The following is a 17,382-nucleotide window of genomic DNA, read 5'->3' as shown; positions in this document are numbered from 1 at the left end:
GACGAGGGAATAAAACGGGGGAGGATCGAAAGCCGGCGGACGCCGGCTGGCGGGATTTACGCGTCGTTACAAAGCTGATGCGTGCGCGCCGCAGGGCGCGGCGCACACGCGGGCGCGGCCGTCAGTCTTCGCGGCGCAGATGGGGGAACAGCAGCACGTCGCGGATCGTCGGGCTGTCGGTCAGCAGCATCACGAGACGGTCGATGCCGATCCCGCAGCCGCCGGTCGGAGGCATCCCGTATTCGAGCGCGCGGATGTAGTCGGCGTCGAAGAACATCGCTTCCTCGTCGCCCGCATCCTTCTGCTCGACCTGCTTCTTGAAGCGCGCGGCCTGGTCTTCAGGGTCGTTCAGCTCCGAGAAGCCGTTCGCGATCTCGCGGCCGGTCATGAACAGCTCGAAACGCTCGGTGATGCCCGGCACCGTATCCGATGCGCGTGCGAGCGGCGACACCTCGACCGGGTAGTCGATGATGAACGTCGGTTCCCAGAGCTGCGCTTCGGCCGTTTCCTCGAACAGCGCGAGCTGCAGTGCGCCGATGCCCGCGTTCAGGAACGCCGGCTGCTTGACATCGACGCCGAAGCGCTTCAGTTCGGTGCGCAGGTACGCGTCGTCCGACAGCTGGCCGTCGGTGTATTGCGGTGCATACTTCTGGATCGCCTGCGTGATCGTCAGGCGATGGAACGGCTTCGCGAGGTCGAGCTCGCGGCCCTGGTACTGGATCGTCGCGGTGCCGAGCGCGTCGATCGCCGCCTGGCGGATCAGCTGCTCGGTGAAGTCCATCAGCCAGCGGTAGTCGGTGTACGCGGCGTAGAACTCCATCATCGTGAATTCCGGGTTGTGACGCGGCGACACGCCTTCGTTCCGGAAATTGCGGTTGATTTCGAACACGCGCTCGAAGCCGCCGACGATCAGGCGCTTCAGGTACAGCTCCGGCGCGATGCGCAGGAACATCTGCATGTCGAGCGCATTGTGATGCGTGACGAACGGCTTCGCGGCCGCGCCGCCCGGGATCGGGTGCAGCATCGGCGTCTCGACTTCCATGAAGTCGGCCGAATCCATGAACTTGCGGATCGACGCGATCGTCCTGGTGCGTGCGCGGAACGTGTCGCGCGTTTCCGGCGTGACGATCAGGTCGACATAGCGCTGGCGGTAGCGCATTTCCTGGTCGGAGAGGCCGTGGAACTTGTCCGGCAGCGGACGCAGCGCCTTCGACAGCAGGCGCAGCTCCTTGCACTGGACCGACAGCTCGCCCTTGTTGGTGCGGAACAGCACGCCGCGCGCGGCCACGATGTCGCCGAGGTCCCACTTCTTGAACGCGTCGTAGGTTTCCGCGCCGACGTCGTTCGGCGTCACGAAGAACTGGATCTGGCCCGACCCGTCCTGCACCGTCGCGAAGCTCGCCTTGCCCATCACGCGCTTGAGCATCATGCGGCCGGCGACCGATACCTCGACCGGGTTCGCTTCGAGCGCGGCCTTGTCCGAGTCGGCGAATTTCACCTGCAGATCGGCCGCGTGGTGCGTCGGCCGGAAATCGTTCGGGTAGGCGACGCCTTGCTCGCGCAAGGCGCGCAGCTTCTCGCGGCGCTCGGAGATGATCTGGTTTTCGTCCGCTGCGACGGCGGGCTGCGTTTGGGTCGGTTCGGTCATGATGGTCGGAATTCGGAGTGGGTGCGGCAACGCAAACGGGCAGGGCAAGGGCGGCGCGACCTGGCCAGGCCGCGCCGCGGCGCTTACACGCCCTGTTTGAGGCTCGCGCTGATGAAGTCGTCGAGATCGCCGTCGAGCACCGCGCGGGTGTTGCTCATTTCGACGTTCGTGCGCAGGTCCTTCACGCGGCTCTGGTCGAGCACGTACGAGCGGATCTGGTGGCCCCAGCCCACGTCGGTCTTGCTCGATTCGAGCTTGTCCTGCTCGACCTGGCGCTTGCGCATCTCGACTTCGTACAGGCGCGACTTCAGCATCGCCATCGCTTCCGCGCGGTTGCGGTGCTGCGAGCGGTCGTTCTGGCACTGCACGACGATGCCGGTCGGCATGTGCGTGATCCGCACCGCGGAGTCGGTCTTGTTGATGTGCTGGCCGCCGGCGCCCGAGGCGCGGTACGTGTCGATGCGCAGGTCGGCCGGGTTGATCTCGACTTCGATCGAGTCGTCGATTTCCGGATAGACGAACACCGACGAGAACGACGTGTGGCGGCCGCCCGACGAATCGAACGGTGACTTGCGCACGAGACGGTGGATGCCCGTTTCGGTGCGCAGGAAGCCGTATGCGTATTCGCCCGAGACCTTGACCGTCGCGTTCTTGATGCCGGCGACGTCGCCGTCGGACTCTTCGAGCACCTCGGCCTTGAAGCCCTTGCGTTCGCAGTAGCGCAGGTACTGGCGCAGCAGCATCGACGCCCAGTCGCACGCCTCGGTGCCGCCGGCGCCGGCCTGGATGTCGATGAAGCAGTTGTTCGGGTCGGCCGGGTTCGAGAACATCCGGCGGAACTCGATGTCGCCAACGCGTGCCTCGAGCTTCGCGGCGTCGTCTTCCGATGCGACGAGCGTGTCCTCGTCGCCTTCCTCGCGGGCCAGCTCGAACAGGTCGAGCGCGTCGCGCAGGTCGCTATCGAGCGCCGTCAGCGTCGTGACGACGCCTTCGAGCAGCTTCTTCTCGCGGCCGAGTGCCTGGGCGTTCTTCGAATCGTTCCAGACGTTCGGATCTTCGAGTTCCTTGTTGACTTCGATCAGACGCGCAGCTTTGGCGTCGTAGTCAAAGATACCCCCGGAGCTCGCCCGCGCGGTTGCGCAGGTCGAGCAGGGAGCTTTCGATCGCGTTGAGACGTTCCGCTTCCATGATCGTTCGCTTTTCTTGCTTCGTAAAAAAGCGGAATTATAGCCGATCGGCAGGGTTGCCCGGTGACGCGAACGGTGCTCGCACGTGTGCCGCGGCCCCGTCCGGTGCGGCGTGCATGCATCGGCGGGCATCGCGGGCCGGGCGGCCCGCGCTCAGCCGGCCGCGTGTTCGACGATCAACTGGACGCGCGTGACGCCGTTCCATGTGTCGGCGACGAGGCGGTACGCGATCAGCGCGCTTGCCGGCAGCGGCTCGGTATGGTTGAACCAGATCGCGTTGAAGCGCTGGCGGCCGCGCGCAAGCTGCAGCTTCAGGTGCTTTTCCTTCACGAGCGACTGCGACACGACGTCGAATTCGCCCGAGAAAAGCGGGGCCGGAAAACCTTGCCCCCAGACGGCTTCGTCGAGCAGCCCGACGAACTGCGGTGTGAAGTAAGCGTCCTCGAGTTCGCCGTCGGTCTCGATCACGCGGGCGAGCGCGTCGTCGGACAGCCATTCGCGTGCGACGGCCTCGAACGCGGCCGCGAAGCGCGGCACGTTCTCGGTATCGAGCGTGAGGCCGGCCGCCATTGCATGGCCGCCGAACGCGACGATCAGGTCCGGTTCGCGTTTCGACACGAGGTCGAGCGCGTCGCGCAGATGGAAGCCGGCGATCGACCGGCCCGATCCCTTGACCCGCTTGCCTTCGTCGTCCGCGTGCGCGAACGTGAACGACGGGCGGTGGAATTTTTCCTTGAGTCGCCCGGCGACGATGCCGATCACGCCCTGGTGCCATTCGGGGTTGAACAGCGTGATCGTGCACGCGTCGGCCGGGTCGACGTCGGCGAGATCGGCGAGCGCCTGCTGCTGCATGCCGGCCTCGATCTCGCGGCGCTCGCGGTTCATCACGTCGAGCTGCTGCGCGAGATCCCACGCGCGGCCGATGTCGTCGGTGATCAGGCACTCGATGCCGAGCGACATGTCGGACAGCCGCCCCGCGGCGTTGAGCCGCGGACCGAGGCCGAAGCCGAGGTCGAAGCCCGACGCGGTGCGTGCTTCGCGCGCGGCGGCGCGGAACAGCGCGGCGATGCCCGGCTGCATGCGGCCGTTGCGGATGCGCTGCAGCCCCTGCGCGACGAGCACGCGGTTGTTGCCGTCGAGCCGCACGACGTCGGCGACGGTGCCGAGCGCGACGAGGTCGAGCAGGCCGTCGAGGCGCGGCTCGGCTTCCTTGCTCGCGAATGCGCCGCGGCGGCGCAATTCGGCGCGCAGCGCCAGCAGCACGTAGAACATCACGCCGACGCCGGCGATGTGCTTGCTCGGGAACGCGCAGCCGGGCTGGTTCGGGTTGACGATCGCGCGGGCGGCGGGCAGCGCGTCGCCGGGCAGGTGGTGGTCGGTGACGAGCACGTCGATGCCGCGCGCGTTCGCGGCCTCGACGCCCGCGACGCTCGCGATCCCGTTGTCGACGGTGATCAGCAGGTCGGGCTTGCGCGCGGCCGCGAGCTCGACGATCTCGGGCGTGAGGCCGTAGCCGTATTCGAAGCGGTTCGGCACCAGGTAGTCGATCTGCGCGCCGAACATCCGCAGGCCGCGCACCGCGACCGCGCAGGCGGTCGCGCCGTCGCAGTCGTAGTCGGCGACGACGAGCAGGCGTCGTTTGTCGGCGATCGCGTCGGCGAGCAGCGACGCCGCGTCGGCGCAGCCCTTCAGTTCGGTAGGCGGGACGAGGCGCGCGAGCGCGGTCTCGATGTCGGTCGGGGACTGCACGCCGCGCGACGCGTACAGGCGCGCGAGGACGGGATGCAGGCCGTGGCGCGCGAGCACTTCGGCGTCGGCGGGCGCGACGGGGCGGGTAACGATCCGGGTCATTCGGGGTCTGCTTGTTATTCGAACAGGGAGGCGAGCGCACGGCGGCGCCAGAACTTGCGCAGGTCGCCGCGCGTCGCGTGCAGCGTCACGGAGCTCGTATCGCCGCACAGCGTGAATTCGACGCTGGCGAGCGCGCCGTTTTGCAGCGCGGCGAGCACCGGCGCGAACCAGTCGCGCTCGAGCGCGGCGAGCCCGTCGTGCCAGCGCGCCCAGTCCTGTTCGATGAATGGGGTGGTCAACGCGGGGAGTTCGACGAGCGTCGCGCCGTCGCCGGCGGGCAGCGCGCCGAACGCGGCGGGTGGGGGGCCGGCTTCGGCTTGCGCGGCGCGCGCGAGGCCGAGCGCGGCGGGCGATGCGGACAGCACGCGCGCGAACGGCTTGCCGACCGGCTTCAGCGTGCCCTGCGCATGGAACCAGATCGAGTTGACGGCCGGCAGGCCGCGCGCCTCGCGGGCTTCGTTGACCGGGTGCTGGAACCACGCCATCTGCACTTCGTTCTGCAGTTTCATCCACATCCGCGAGCGTTCGCCCGTGTGTGCCTCGTGCGGCAGCCAGATCTCGATGTTGCGGCCGCTTGCGCGCAGCGGCGCGGCGCCGGCGAGCCGTGCGAGCTGTTCGCTCGACAGGTACCAGCGCGCGGGGTTCGGCGCTTCGAGCCGTACGCCGAGCTCCTCGATCAGCGGCCGCGCGACCGCGAGTAGCGCGGCCGCGTCGCCGTCGTCGAGCGCGAGCGCCGCCGGATCGACGAGCACCAGGTGATCGTGCGCGATTTCGACGTGCACGGGCTCGACGCATGCCCATGCTTGCGCGCCGGGTTCGCCGCCGTCCGCCAGCAACATGTAGGGCGCGAGCGGCGCCTCGTCCGCGGCGTTGCCCTGGGTCGCGCCGAACTGGCGGGCCAGCCAGCGCTCGTGCGGCAGCGTGCGCTGGAAGTCCTCGCCGGCCACGCGCTCGACGAGGCGCGCGCGGGCGAGCAACTTTTCGAGCGCGGGGCTGTCCAGCGTGTGCAGGGACGAGGCCGCATCGGCCGCCGACGGCAGCGCGAACGGAACGAGAAAATGGAGGCGTCGGTCGTGCATGATGGTGCGCATTGTATGGCAAACTGCGCGCGTGATCGGGCCGGCAGACGGCCCGTTCGCGTCCGGCGGCCGTTTTTCGACCGCGCCCGGGCCGGTGGCCGCCGCCGGGCGGCGGTCCGGCCGCAGGGCGCCTTCCCGCCGTAACCAGCAGAAAGGATTCGCTTGAAACTTCCGTACGAATGGCAGATCGGCTGGCGCTATACGCGCGCCGGCAAACGCACGACCGGCAACGGCTTCATTTCCTTCATCGCCCTCGTGTCGATGCTCGGGATCGCGCTTGGCGTCGCGGCGCTGATCGTCGTGCTGTCGGTGATGAACGGCTTCCAGAAGGAGGTGCGCGACCGCATGCTGTCGGTGCTCGCGCACGTCGAGGTGTTCTCGCCGACGGGCTCGATGCCCGACTGGCAACTGACCGCGCAGGAAGCGCGCCGCAATCCGTCGGTGGTCGGCGCGGCGCCGTACGTCGACGCGCAGGCGCTGCTCACGCGCCAGGACGCGGTGAGCGGCGTGATGCTGCGCGGCGTCGAGCCGACGCTCGAGCCGCAGGTGTCCGACATCGGCAAGGACATGAAGGCCGGGCAGCTCGGTGCGCTCGTGCCGGGCCAGTTCGGCATCGTGCTCGGCGACGCGCTCGCCGGCAACCTCGGCGTGACGGTCGGCGACAAGGTCACGCTGGTCGCGCCCGAAGGCTCGATCACGCCGGCCGGCATGATGCCGCGCCTGAAGCAGTTCACGGTCGTCGGCGTGTTCGAGTCGGGCCACTACGAATACGACAGCACGCTCGCGATGATCAACATCCGCGATGCCGAGGCATTGTTCCGGATGGCTGCGCCGACCGGCGTGCGGCTGCGGCTGACGGACATGCAGAAGGCGCCGCAGGTTGCGGTCGAGCTGTCGCATACGCTGTCGGGCAGCCTGTACATCCGCGACTGGACACAGCAGAACAAGACGTGGTTCTCGGCCGTGCAGATCGAGAAACGGATGATGTTCATCATCCTGACGCTGATCATTGCGGTGGCCGCGTTCAACCTCGTGTCGTCGCTCGTGATGACCGTGACCAACAAGCAGGCCGACATCGCGATCCTGCGCACGCTCGGCGCGCAGCCGGGGTCGATCATGAAGATCTTCGTCGTGCAGGGCGTGACGATCGGCTTCGTCGGCACGGCGTCGGGCGTCGCGCTCGGCTGCCTGATCGCGTGGAGCATCCCTTGGCTGATCCCGATGATCGAGCACCTGTTCGGTGTGCAGTTCCTGCCGCCGTCCGTGTACTTCATCAGCGAGCTGCCGTCCGAACTCGTCGCGAGCGACGTGATCCGGATCGGCCTGATCGCGTTCGCGCTGTCGGCCGTCGCGACGCTCTATCCGAGCTGGCGCGGCGCGAAGGTGAAGCCGGCGGAGGCGCTCCGCTATGAATGACCGCGCAACCGCATTCGCGGATTCAGAACAACACAACAGACAGGATTCGGCAGGTATGCAGGAATACGTGCTTCAGGCGCGCGGGATCACGAAGGCGTTCGTGCAAGGCGGCTTCAACGTGCAGGTGCTCAACAATGCCGAGCTGACGGTGCGGCGCGGCGAAAAGCTCGCGATCGTCGGCGCGTCGGGTTCCGGCAAGAGCACGCTGCTGCATGTGCTGGGCGGGCTCGACGAGCCGAGCGCGGGCGAGGTGTCGCTGCTCGGCAAGCCGTTTACGCAACTCGCCGAGCGCGAGCGCAACGAATTGCGCAACCGCGCGCTCGGCTTCGTCTACCAGTTCCATCACCTGCTGCCCGAGTTCACCGCGCTCGACAACGTCGCGATGCCGCTGCGCATCCGCCGGATGACGACCGAGGACGCGCGCGCGCAGGCCCAGGCGATGCTCGAACGCGTCGGTCTCGGCCCGCGTGCGAAGCACCGGCCGGGCGAACTGTCGGGCGGTGAGCGGCAGCGTGTCGCGATCGCGCGCGCGCTGGTCACGAAGCCCGCGTGCGTGCTCGCGGACGAGCCGACCGGCAACCTCGACGGCACGACGGCAGACACGGTGTTCAACCTGATGCTCGAACTGTCCGAGACGCTCGAAACGAGCTTCGTGATCGTCACGCACGATCCCGATCTCGCCGCGCGCTGCGACCGCATCATGCGGCTGCGCGACGGCGTGCTGCACGAGGAGCCGGCGCTGCCGGTGTAAGCGAACGCCCCTGGCCGGGCCGCCGGGTTCGTCCCGGCGCGGCGCGAGGGGTACAGGAATGCCGTCATGTGGATCGATACGCACTGCCATCTCGATGCCGCCGAGTTCGACGCCGACCGTGACGCGGTCGCGCAGGCGGCACGCGCGGCCGGCGTGTCGCGCATCGTGATCCCGAGCATCGGGCGCGACAACTTCACGACGGTGCGCGAACTTGCGCAGCGCACGCCGGGTGCCGTCTATGCACTCGGCATCCATCCGATGTATACGCCGCGCGCGCGCGACGAGGATCTCGACCGGCTGCGCATGGAGATCGAAGCGAGCCTCGACGATCCGCGCTTCGTCGCGATCGGCGAGATCGGCCTCGACTATTTCGTGCCGGGACTCGACGAAGACCGGCAGCAGTTCTTCTACCAGGGGCAGCTGAAGCTGGCGCGCGAATTCGACCTGCCCGTGCTGTGCCACGTGCGCAAGTCGCAGGACCGCGTGCTCGCGGGGCTGCGCCGCTTCGGCGTGCGGCGCGGCATCGCGCATGCATTCAACGGCAGTTTCCAGCAGGCCGAAGCGTATCTCGCGCAGGGGCTGCATCTCGGCTTCGGCGGCAACGTGACATTCACGCGCGCGTTGCAGATCCGCCGGCTTGCGGCGCAATTGCCGCTCGACGCGATCGTCGTCGAGACGGACGCGCCCGACATCGCGCCCGAATGGGCGTACAAATCCCGCAACACGCCCGACCAGGTGCCGCGCATCGGCGACGTGCTCGCCGAACTGCGCGGTCTCGACGCCAGTTCACTCGGCCTATCCACTTCGGCTAACGCGCTCGCCGCGCTGCCGCGACTCGCGCTTTCGTCCGCATAATCGTTGCCGGAAGGCGCCGCATTCGCAATGGCGGCGCCAGGTCGACGAGGAGGCGCGATGCGCGTGTGGTGGATCGCGTTCGCGCTCGGCGTCGTCGTGCTGCAGCGGCAGGCGGCGTTACCGGGCGCGATCGCATGGACAGCCGGTGCGGCCGCGCTTGCCGGTTGCGCGGCGCTGGGAGTGCGGTGCATGCGCCGCCGGCGCACGCGCACGGCCGTCGCGCTCGGATGGATGCTGTGCGCGCTCGCGGCCTGCGTGGCGGGGTTCGGTTATGCGGCGGCGCGGGCCGAATGGCGGCTGCGCGACAGCTTGCCCGTCGACTGGGAAGGGCGCGACATCGTCGTCGCCGGCGTGATCCGGGGGCTGCCCGTCGTCGACGACACGGGCGCGCGGCTGCTGCTCGCAGTCGAGTCGAACGATGCGGGGCTGGCCCGTTTTCCGCCATTGATCCGGCTGTCGTGGCGCGCGTATGGCGCAGCCGCGACGCGCGATCCGCTTCCCGAGCTGCGTGCCGCGCAGCGCTGGCGCTTCGTCGTGCGCCTGAAGCGCCCGCACGCCGGGGCCAATGCCGGCGTGCGCGACAGCGAGGCGGCGTGGCTTGCCGCAGGCATTCGCGCGATCGGTTACGTCAGCGCGCCGCGGCGTTCGGTATTGCTCGATGCGCACGCATCGGGTTGGCGTGCATCGATCGACCGCCTGCGCGACGTGCTGCGGGCACGCATCGGCGAGACGCTCGGCGTCGACGCCGGTCATCGCGGCATCGTCGCCGCGCTCGCGATCGGCGACCAGTCCGGCATCGGCGACGACGACTGGCGCGTGCTGCGCAACACGGGTACGAGCCATCTGGTCGCGATCTCCGGCCTGCACGTCGGGCTTGTCGGCGCGATCGCGGGCGGGCTCGTGTCGATGGTCTGGCGCCGCCTGCGCTGGCGTGCGCGGGCCGCGACGCTCGTGTTGCCGGCGCCGTATGCGGCATCTCTTGCCGCGCTGGCGGCCGCGGCCGGCTATGCGGCGCTCGCCGGTTTCAACGTGCCGGCGCAGCGTGCGTGGTGGATGATCGCGGCCGGCGGCATCGCGTATCTGGCCGGGCGCAGCGTGCCGACGTCGGCGGTGCTGTGCGCGGCGCTCGGCAGCGTGCTGCTCGCCGATCCGTGGGCCGTGCTGTCTGCCGGGTTCTGGCTGTCGTTCGGGGCGGTCGCCGTCATTGTGCTGACCGTTGCGGGTTGGCGCGCGGCGCGTGAGGTCGACGAGCAAGGCGAGGAGGGCAGCGACACGGCCGGCCTGTCGAGCCGGTTGCGCGCGTGGGGGAGGCGCGCCGCGCGCCGTATCGCCGAGGCCACGCGCGTGCAGTATGCGGTGACGATCGGTCTCGCACCGCTGACGGCGGCGTGGTTCGCGCAGATTTCGCTGTCGGGCCCATTCGGTAATGCGTTCGCGATTCCCTGGGTGAGCACGGTCGTGACGCCGATCGTGCTGGCCGGCATCGCGTTGCCCGCGCCGCTCGATGCGTATGCGTTCCGGCTTGCGCATGCGGCGCTCGAACCGATGATGACGCTGCTCGGGCACCTCGCCGACTGGCCGGCCGGCGTGTTCTGGCTGCGCATGCCCGACTGGCCCGTGCTGGCGCTTGCGTGCGTGGGTGTCGCATGGGCGCTGATGCCGCGCGGCTGGCCGTTGCGCTGGGCGGCGCCGCTCACGTGGCTGCCGCTCATCGCGCCGGCACCCGATGCGCCGCCGCCGGGCGGCTTCCGGCTGACCGTGCTCGACGTCGGGCAGGGCGCGTCGGTGCTGGTGGAGACTGCGCGCCGAACCTTGCTGTTCGATGCCGGGCCGGGCGCGGAGTCGACGCATGCCGGTGCGCGGATCGTCGCGCCGGCGTTGCGCTCGCGCGGCATCGCGGTGATCGATTCGCTCGTGCTCAGTCACGCGGACGCCGATCACGCGGGCGGCGCGCCGGCCGTCTATGAGGCAGCCGACGTGCGCCAGCTGCTGGCCGGCATTCCGTCGAAGAACCGGCTATGGCGCGACGCGACGGCCGCCGGCGTCGCCGACCGGCTGCCGTGCGCGGCCGGGCAGCGCTGGACCTGGGACGGCGTCGTCTTCACGATGCTCTGGCCAGCGGGCGGCCCGGACGCGGGTTCGTCGAACGGGCAATCGTGCGTGCTGCGCATCGACGCGGGCGGCACGTCCGCGCTGCTGACGGGCGACATCGAAGCACGCGCCGAACGTCAGCTCGTGGACGCCGTGCGCGACGCGCTGGCCGCACAGATACTGGTCGTTCCGCACCACGGCAGCCGCACGTCGTCGGTCGAGCCTTTCCTCGATTCGGTCGGGCCGCGCGTCGCGGTATTTCCTGTAGGCTATCGCAATCGGTTCGGACATCCGCACCGGACCGTCCTCGCGCGCTACGAGGCACGCGGGATTCCGCTGCCGCGCACCGATCGCGACGGCGCCGTGCGGTTCGACGTCGCACCGGCCGACGGCGGGTTTGCATTCGAGCGCTATCGCGATGTACGGCGACGGTACTGGATGGACCGTTGAGCGGGGCGACGGCCGGTTCATAAAGAATGCATAGGCTCGCGCAAAGTGCGGAAGCACGGGCCCGATAGAACGCGAAGCACGGGACGGGAGTAAGTGCTGAAGCACATACTCCCGTCGACAAAGGAGACATCGGCGTTTGAAGGACATCCTCCACTTCTCGCATGCGAACGGCTTTCCGGCGTCGACGTACCGGACGATCTTCGCCGAACTGGCCGACGACTACGAGCTGCGCTACATCGAGCGGATCGGCCACGACCGCCGCTACCCGGTGACGCGCGACTGGCCGCATCTCGTCGAGCAACTGCTCGACGACATCGGCAGCCGCTACGAGCGTCCCGTCTGGCTCGTCGGCCATTCGCTCGGCGGCTACCTGTCGCTGATGGCCGCGCTGAAGAAGCCGCAATGGGTGCGCGGCGTCGTGATGATCGATTCGCCGATCATCGCGGGCTGGCGTGCGGGCGCGTTGCGCGCGAGCCAGTGGGCGGGGCTCGACGAGCGGCTGTCGCCGGCCGCCGCGACCCGCAACCGGCGCACGCACTGGGTGAGCCGCGACGAAGTCTGGCGGCATTTCCGCGAGAAGCCCGCGTTCGCGCGCTGGGACGAACGGATGCTGGCCGACTACATCGACTACGGCATTCCGCAGGCCGGTGCCGACGGCGAGCGTGCGCTCGCGTTCGACCGGCAGGTCGAATACCTGATCTACCGGACGCTGCCGCACACGCTCGGCCCGCGGCTCGCGCACGGCGCGCCGGTGCCGATCGGTTTTCTCGCCGGCACGCGTTCGCGCGAGGTGCGGCAGGTCGGGCTCGACGCGACGCGCCGTGCGGCGCGCGGCCGCGTCGAATGGCTCGAGGGCAGCCACCTGTTCCCGATGGAGCGGCCGCTCGAGACCGCCCGTGCATTGCAGCGGATGCTGAATTCGCTGAAGGCGGAAGAGGGCGGTATGTCGCAGGGCGGCGCCCCGCTCGCGAAGCGCGCCTGACGCTCCGTCCGGCGGTCCGGTACGCGCCGCGGCGGGTGCGGCCGCGCCGACCGGCCGGCCGGCTCGCCCCCGGCGCACGGTTGGCGCGGGTCCGCCCGAAAGGGCGCGATCATCGCGTCAGTTGCTGAGAAAAGGGCGGGCTTTACGGTATAATCCGTTTTTCCCGCGAGCATCCAGCGATGACCAAATATGTTTTCGTCACCGGCGGCGTAGTTTCTTCCCTTGGCAAGGGTATTGCCGCCGCTTCCCTCGCCGCGATCCTCGAATCGCGCGGTCTGAAAGTCACCCTCCTCAAACTCGATCCCTACATCAACGTCGACCCCGGCACGATGAGCCCGTTCCAGCACGGCGAAGTGTTTGTGACGGAAGACGGAGCGGAGACGGACCTCGACCTCGGCCACTATGAGCGCTTCATCAGCACGAAGATGCGCAAGGCCAACAACTTCACGACCGGCCAGATCTACGAATCGGTGATCCGCAAGGAACGCCGCGGCGACTATCTCGGCAAGACCGTGCAGGTCATTCCGCACATCACGAACGAAATCCAGGCGTTCATCGAGCGCGGGGCCGCATCGGCCACCTGCGGCGAGCCGGATGTCGCGATCGTCGAGATCGGCGGCACGGTCGGCGACATCGAGTCGTTGCCGTTCCTTGAAGCCGCGCGCCAGATGAGCCTGCGCCTCGGCCGCAACAGCGCGTGCTTCGTGCACCTGACGCTCGTGCCGTACGTCGCGACGGCCGGCGAGCTGAAGACGAAGCCGACCCAGCACAGCGTGCAGAAACTGCGCGAGATCGGCATCCTGCCGCACGTGCTGCTGTGCCGCGCGGATCGCCGCATCCCCGACGACGAATCGAAGAAGATCTCGATGTTCTCGAACGTGCCGGAAGACGCCGTGATCTCGGTGTGGGACGCCGACAGCATCTACAAGATTCCGCAGATGCTGCACGACCAGGGCCTCGACAAGATCATCTGCGACGAGCTGAAGCTGACGCCGCACGATGCCGACCTGAGCATGTGGTCGGAGCTCGTCGAGAAGCTTGAGAACCCGAAGCACGAAGTGACGATCGGCATGGTCGGCAAGTACGTCGACCTGACCGAATCGTACAAGTCGCTGATCGAGGCGCTGCGTCACGCGTCGCTGCACACGTCGACCAAGGTCAACATCGAGTACATCGACTCGGAAGAGATCGAGGCGAACGGCGTCGACAGCCTGAAGCACCTCGACGCGGTGCTGGTCCCGGGCGGTTTCGGCCGTCGCGGCACCGAAGGCAAGATCGCGGCGATCCGCTATGCGCGCGAGGCGAAGGTGCCTTATCTCGGCATCTGCCTCGGCATGCAGCTCGCGGTGATCGAGTTCGCGCGCGACGTCGTCGGCCTGAAGCAGGCGAACAGCACGGAATTCGATCCGGACACGCCGGAACGCGTGGTCGCGCTGATCACCGAGTGGTACGACCGCGACGGCAAGGTCGAGACGCGCACCGAGGAATCCGATCTCGGCGGCACGATGCGCCTCGGCTCGCAGCGCTGCCCGATCAAGCCCGGCACGATGGCGGAAGAAATCTACGGCAAGGACGTGAACGAGCGTCATCGCCACCGTTATGAAGTCAATAACCGCTTCGTGCCCCAGCTCGAAAGCGGCGGCCTTATCATCAGCGCGCGTACCCCGAGCGAGGATCTGCCGGAAATGATGGAACTGCCGCGCTCGATGCACCCGTGGTTCGTCGGCGTGCAGTTCCACCCGGAATTCACGTCCACGCCGCGTGACGGTCATCCTCTCTTCAAGTCGTTCGTCGAAGCCGCGCTCGCCAACAAGCAAGCGCGCGGAGTGAAAGCATGAAGCTGTGCGATTTCGAGGTCGGTCTCGACAAGCCTTTCTTCCTGATCGCGGGTACCTGCGTCGTCGAATCGGAGCAAATGACGATCGACACGGCGGGCCGCCTGAAGGAGATCTGCGCGAAGCTGAACATTCCGTTCATCTACAAGTCGTCCTACGACAAGGCGAACCGCAGCTCGGGCAAGTCGTTTCGCGGCCTCGGAATGGACGAGGGCCTGCGGATCCTGTCCGAGGTGAAGCGTCAGCTCGGCCTGCCGGTGTTGACCGACGTGCATTCGATCGACGAGATCGAGCAGGTCGCGTCGGTCGTCGACGTGCTGCAGACGCCCGCATTCCTGTGCCGCCAGACCGATTTCATCCACGCATGTGCGCGCTCGGGCAAGCCGGTCAACATCAAGAAGGGCCAGTTCCTCGCGCCGCACGACATGAAGAACGTGATCGACAAGGCGCGCGACGCGGCACGTGAAGCGGGGCTGTCGGAAGATCGCTTCATGGCGTGCGAGCGCGGCGTCTCGTTCGGCTACAACAACCTCGTGTCGGACATGCGTTCGCTCGCGATCATGCGCGAAACGAACGCGCCCGTCGTATTCGACGCGACCCACTCGGTGCAATTGCCGGGCGGGCAGGGTACGAGCTCGGGCGGCCAGCGCGAATTCGTGCCGGTGCTCGCGCGTGCCGCGGTCGCGACGGGCGTCGCGGGCCTCTTCATGGAAACGCACCCGAATCCGGCCGAGGCGAAGTCGGACGGCCCGAACGCGGTGCCGCTGAACCGGATGGGCGCGCTGCTGGAGACCCTCGTCACGCTCGACCAGGCGGTGAAGCGCAACCCGTTCCTGGAAAACGATTTCAATTAAAGATCGAATGAACCTTGCGACGGCTTCGCGCGTCAGTAGCGAAAGCGGTGCCGGCACGCACGCCGTCGCAGTTTGAAGAATCCATCGTCATTCTCAGAGGAAACCCATGAGTGCAATCGTAGATATCATCGGCCGCGAGATTCTGGATTCGCGCGGCAACCCCACCGTCGAATGCGACGTGCTGCTCGAATCGGGCACGATGGGCCGCGCGGCGGTGCCGTCGGGCGCGTCCACGGGCTCGCGTGAAGCGATCGAACTGCGCGACGGCGAAGCCGGCCGCTACAACGGCAAGGGCGTGCTGAAGGCAGTCGAGCACATCAACACCGAAATCTCCGAAGCCATCATGGGCCTCGACGCGTCGGAACAGGCGTTCCTCGACAAGACGCTGCTCGAGCTGGACGGCACCGACAACAAGTCGCGCCTCGGCGCGAACGCGATGCTGGCCGTGTCGATGGCCGTCGCGAAGGCTGCCGCCGAAGAGGCAGGCCTGCCGCTGTACCGCTATTTCGGCGGTTCGGGCGCGATGCAGCTGCCGGTGCCGATGATGAACATCGTCAACGGCGGCGCGCACGCGAACAACAGCCTCGACATCCAGGAATTCATGATCGTCCCGGTGAGCCAGCCGACGTTCCGTGAAGCCCTGCGTTGCGGCGCGGAAGTGTTCCACGCACTGAAGAAGATCCTGAGCGACCGCGGCATGAGCACGGCAGTCGGCGACGAAGGCGGCTTCGCGCCGAACTTCGGCAGCAACGACGAGTGCCTGTCGACGATCCTGCAGGCGATCGAGAAGGCCGGCTACCGCGCGGGCGAGGACGTGCTGCTCGCGCTCGACTGCGCGGCATCCGAGTTCTACCACGACGGCAAGTACCAGCTCGCGGGCGAAGGCCTGCAACTGTCGTCGGCCGAATTCACCGACTACCTCGCGACGCTCGCCGACAAGTTCCCGATCGTGTCGATCGAGGACGGCATGCACGAAAGCGACTGGGAAGGCTGGAAGCTGCTGACCGACCGCCTCGGCAAGAAGGTGCAGCTCGTCGGCGACGACCTGTTCGTCACGAACACGCGCATCCTGAAGGAAGGCATCGAGAAGGGCATCGCGAACTCGATTCTCATCAAGATCAACCAGATTGGTACGCTGACCGAAACGTTCGCGGCGATCGAAATGGCGAAGCGCGCGGGCTACACGGCCGTGATCTCGCACCGCTCGGGCGAAACGGAAGATTCGACGATCGCGGACATCGCGGTCGGCCTGAATGCCGGTCAGATCAAGACGGGTTCGCTGTCGCGCAGCGACCGCATCTCGAAGTACAACCAGCTGCTGCGCATCGAGGAAGATCTCGGCGACATCGCGAGCTACCCGGGTAAATCGGCTTTCTATAACCTGCGCTAACGCGCTAATATCGGGTTCGTCATATCGACGCCGCTCTGTGCATGTGCGCGGAGCGGCGCTTCTTATATCTGCGTCTCTTACATGCGGCTTGTCACTGTCGTCCTGATTGCCTTGCTGGCGCTCATTCAGTACCCCCTATGGTGGGGACACGGCGGCTGGCTGCGGGTGCATGAATTGCGTCAGCAGTTGGACGACCAGCTCCAGAAGAATGCGGACGAGAAGCTGCGCAACGAGCGGACCGCAGGCGAAGTGCAGGATCTGCAGGGCGGCACCGCGGCCATCGAGGAGCGCGCGCGCTACGAGATGGGCATGGTGAAGGACGGCGAAGTATTCGTGCAGTTCGTGTCGCCGAATGCACCGGCGGTACCGCTGAACAACACGCCTTCGAACACGTCGACGCGCGGTGCCGTGTCGGCGGCGCCGGTGCGTGTCGTGCCGAATCCGCAGTCGATCGCGAAGCCGTCGCGGCATCATGGCGGCGACAAGGGCAAGGCCGCGCATCACTGAGCGCGGCAGCACGAACCCATTGAAAAAGCGCGGGAAATGCCGCGCTTTTTTATTTCCTGCCGGTGTTCAATCGGCCGGGCGATCGCTTACCACCACCAGCCCGGGTAGCCGTAGCCGATGCCCGTTCCCCAGCGATTTCCCCATCCGCCGTAATACCCGCCATAGATGGTCACGGGCGGCGGCGAGTAATAGGCCCACGCGCGCGCGGCTGCCTCGGCCGCCATCGCGCTGTTCTGTTCGCGCAGCACCTGCCGGTCGATCTCGTCGTAGCGCTTGCGTTCGGCGCTCGATAGCGCGGGCGGCTGGCCGCCCGACGCGCCCGGTTCGGGCAGGCGGCTCAGGATCGTGGAGGACGGCGGCGGCATCGCGCAGCCGGCAAGCGCGAGCGTGCCGGCGGCAACGCTCGTCAGGACGATGGTGCGAAACGGGCGGTTCATGTGTTTCTCCTGCAGCGCGCCGACGGCGGGAAGCGGCTTGCGCCGAAGG

The 17,382-nt window shown here is 67.8% G+C and carries 14 protein-coding genes; 9 read left to right on the top strand and 5 right to left on the bottom strand.

Annotation, left to right across the window (positions count from 1 at the left end; all coding sequences use genetic code 11):
• Window positions 1–121: 121 nt before the first annotated feature.
• From lysS to FPJ27_RS29920, 4 genes are all read right to left on the bottom strand, one after another.
• Window positions 122–1,648, bottom strand: coding sequence for a lysine--tRNA ligase (gene lysS / locus FPJ27_RS29935; RefSeq protein WP_072437001.1), 1,527 nt, complete (start codon window positions 1,646–1,648; stop codon window positions 122–124).
• An 83-nt stretch (window positions 1,649–1,731) separates the two neighbouring features.
• A protein-coding gene (gene prfB, locus FPJ27_RS29930) for a peptide chain release factor 2 (RefSeq protein WP_204423762.1) occupies window positions 1,732–2,836 on the bottom strand; the annotation gives its coding sequence in 2 pieces (ribosomal slippage) (window positions 1,732–2,754 and window positions 2,756–2,836; 1,104 coding nt in all).
• A gap of 152 nt (window positions 2,837–2,988) precedes the next feature.
• Window positions 2,989–4,686 carry a single-stranded-DNA-specific exonuclease RecJ gene (gene recJ / locus FPJ27_RS29925; RefSeq protein WP_047898487.1) on the bottom strand — a complete coding sequence of 566 codons (1,698 nt, stop codon included), beginning with the start codon at window positions 4,684–4,686 and terminating at the stop codon, window positions 2,989–2,991.
• A gap of 14 nt (window positions 4,687–4,700) precedes the next feature.
• Window positions 4,701–5,765 (bottom strand): regulator, encoded by a 1,065-nt coding sequence (locus FPJ27_RS29920; RefSeq protein WP_239483333.1) that lies wholly within the window; start codon window positions 5,763–5,765, stop codon window positions 4,701–4,703.
• Between the two features lie 162 nt (window positions 5,766–5,927).
• Here FPJ27_RS29920 and FPJ27_RS29915 point away from each other — a divergent pair, with 162 nt between their 5' ends.
• The 9 genes from FPJ27_RS29915 (at window position 5,928) to ftsB (ending at window position 16,896) form a co-directional block, all read left to right on the top strand.
• Window positions 5,928–7,181 carry a lipoprotein-releasing ABC transporter permease subunit gene (locus tag FPJ27_RS29915; RefSeq protein ID WP_034183566.1) on the top strand — a complete coding sequence of 418 codons (1,254 nt, stop codon included), beginning with the start codon at window positions 5,928–5,930 and terminating at the stop codon, window positions 7,179–7,181.
• 55 nt (window positions 7,182–7,236) lie between these two features.
• Window positions 7,237–7,932 carry a lipoprotein-releasing ABC transporter ATP-binding protein LolD gene (gene lolD / locus FPJ27_RS29910; RefSeq protein WP_204423757.1) on the top strand — a complete coding sequence of 232 codons (696 nt, stop codon included), beginning with the start codon at window positions 7,237–7,239 and terminating at the stop codon, window positions 7,930–7,932.
• A 66-nt stretch (window positions 7,933–7,998) separates the two neighbouring features.
• Window positions 7,999–8,787: a TatD family hydrolase gene (locus FPJ27_RS29905; RefSeq protein ID WP_204423755.1), complete on the top strand. Its 789-nt coding sequence runs from the start codon at window positions 7,999–8,001 to the stop codon at window positions 8,785–8,787.
• A 57-nt stretch (window positions 8,788–8,844) separates the two neighbouring features.
• Complete coding sequence (locus FPJ27_RS29900) at window positions 8,845–11,328, top strand: DNA internalization-related competence protein ComEC/Rec2 (RefSeq protein WP_204423753.1); 2,484 nt, start codon at window positions 8,845–8,847, stop codon at window positions 11,326–11,328.
• A gap of 136 nt (window positions 11,329–11,464) precedes the next feature.
• Entirely contained in the window at window positions 11,465–12,310 is an 846-nt protein-coding gene (locus FPJ27_RS29895; protein WP_204423750.1) for an alpha/beta hydrolase, read from the top strand.
• Window positions 12,311–12,489: 179 nt separating this feature from the next.
• Window positions 12,490–14,148 (top strand): CTP synthase, encoded by a 1,659-nt coding sequence (locus FPJ27_RS29890; RefSeq protein ID WP_204423748.1) that lies wholly within the window; start codon window positions 12,490–12,492, stop codon window positions 14,146–14,148.
• On the top strand, window positions 14,145–14,999 hold the full coding sequence (gene kdsA, locus FPJ27_RS29885; RefSeq protein WP_174945570.1) for a 3-deoxy-8-phosphooctulonate synthase: 855 nt from the start codon (window positions 14,145–14,147) through the stop codon (window positions 14,997–14,999). The genes FPJ27_RS29890 and kdsA overlap by 4 nt, the downstream gene beginning before the upstream one ends.
• Before the next feature lie 106 nt (window positions 15,000–15,105).
• Window positions 15,106–16,389: a phosphopyruvate hydratase gene (gene eno / locus FPJ27_RS29880; RefSeq protein WP_011352544.1), complete on the top strand. Its 1,284-nt coding sequence runs from the start codon at window positions 15,106–15,108 to the stop codon at window positions 16,387–16,389.
• A gap of 81 nt (window positions 16,390–16,470) precedes the next feature.
• Window positions 16,471–16,896: a cell division protein FtsB gene (gene ftsB / locus FPJ27_RS29875; protein ID WP_046546044.1), complete on the top strand. Its 426-nt coding sequence runs from the start codon at window positions 16,471–16,473 to the stop codon at window positions 16,894–16,896.
• Between the two features lie 86 nt (window positions 16,897–16,982).
• Here ftsB and FPJ27_RS29870 read toward each other — a convergent pair whose 3' ends face one another.
• Window positions 16,983–17,333, bottom strand: a complete 351-nt coding sequence (locus FPJ27_RS29870; RefSeq protein WP_072437007.1) for a hypothetical protein — start codon at window positions 17,331–17,333, stop codon at window positions 16,983–16,985.
• Window positions 17,334–17,382: the final 49 nt, after the last annotated feature.

The sequence above is a fragment of the Burkholderia sp. MS455 genome, assembly GCF_016899445.1.
Classification (GTDB): domain Bacteria; phylum Pseudomonadota; class Gammaproteobacteria; order Burkholderiales; family Burkholderiaceae; genus Burkholderia; species Burkholderia pyrrocinia_C.
Note: the sequence above shows the minus strand (reverse complement) of the source record. Positions and strands in the feature narration are given on the sequence as shown.

Coding starts and splice junctions, on each gene's coding strand:
- lysS (WP_072437001.1), bottom strand. CDS start 1,648: ATGACCGAACCGACCCAAACGCAGCCCGCCGTCGCAGCGGACGAAAAC.
- FPJ27_RS29890 (WP_204423748.1), top strand. CDS start 12,490: ATGACCAAATATGTTTTCGTCACCGGCGGCGTAGTTTCTTCCCTTGGC.
- recJ (WP_047898487.1), bottom strand. CDS start 4,686: ATGACCCGGATCGTTACCCGCCCCGTCGCGCCCGCCGACGCCGAAGTG.
- FPJ27_RS29900 (WP_204423753.1), top strand. CDS start 8,845: ATGCGCGTGTGGTGGATCGCGTTCGCGCTCGGCGTCGTCGTGCTGCAG.
- FPJ27_RS29870 (WP_072437007.1), bottom strand. CDS start 17,333: ATGAACCGCCCGTTTCGCACCATCGTCCTGACGAGCGTTGCCGCCGGC.
- ftsB (WP_046546044.1), top strand. CDS start 16,471: ATGCGGCTTGTCACTGTCGTCCTGATTGCCTTGCTGGCGCTCATTCAG.
- FPJ27_RS29920 (WP_239483333.1), bottom strand. CDS start 5,765: ATGCACGACCGACGCCTCCATTTTCTCGTTCCGTTCGCGCTGCCGTCG.
- lolD (WP_204423757.1), top strand. CDS start 7,237: ATGCAGGAATACGTGCTTCAGGCGCGCGGGATCACGAAGGCGTTCGTG.
- eno (WP_011352544.1), top strand. CDS start 15,106: ATGAGTGCAATCGTAGATATCATCGGCCGCGAGATTCTGGATTCGCGC.
- FPJ27_RS29905 (WP_204423755.1), top strand. CDS start 7,999: ATGTGGATCGATACGCACTGCCATCTCGATGCCGCCGAGTTCGACGCC.
- kdsA (WP_174945570.1), top strand. CDS start 14,145: ATGAAGCTGTGCGATTTCGAGGTCGGTCTCGACAAGCCTTTCTTCCTG.